Origin of the sequence: Pseudoalteromonas sp. RB2-MNA-CIBAN-0110, from assembly GCF_040309305.1 — a bacterium.
Lineage (GTDB): Bacteria > Pseudomonadota > Gammaproteobacteria > Enterobacterales > Alteromonadaceae > Pseudoalteromonas > Pseudoalteromonas arctica.
Genome location: NZ_JBEOOQ010000268.1, coordinates 1 through 248, shown reverse-complemented (window position 1 = coordinate 248; position 248 = coordinate 1). Strand labels below are relative to the sequence as shown.

The 248-nt window shown below is 38.3% G+C and carries 1 pseudogene; it reads right to left on the bottom strand.

From position 1 onward, the window contains the following. Window positions 1-191: pseudogene (locus AAEY68_RS21440) on the bottom strand (type IV pilus biogenesis/stability protein PilW); the annotation flags it as partial. Between the last annotated feature and the right edge of the window lie 57 nt (window positions 192-248).

Sequence of the window (248 nt, the reverse complement as noted above, 5' to 3'; positions counted from 1 at the left end):
AGGTTATATTTTGCTTGAGAGTTATTACCCGTATTTAAATATTGTAAAGCAAGGGCAATGCGAGTTCGAGCTGCGCCTGCGCTATTAATTTTATTTTCGACAACGGGTTTATCACTGCCGTTATAACTATTTTCTGTAACGCAACCGCCTAAGGCGAGCGTAGATATAGTTAAAACTAGTAAAGGTCGCATTACCTTGTCTCTTTATTTTTTGTCCATAGCGCCTATCTTACCTAAAAGCATCTATGT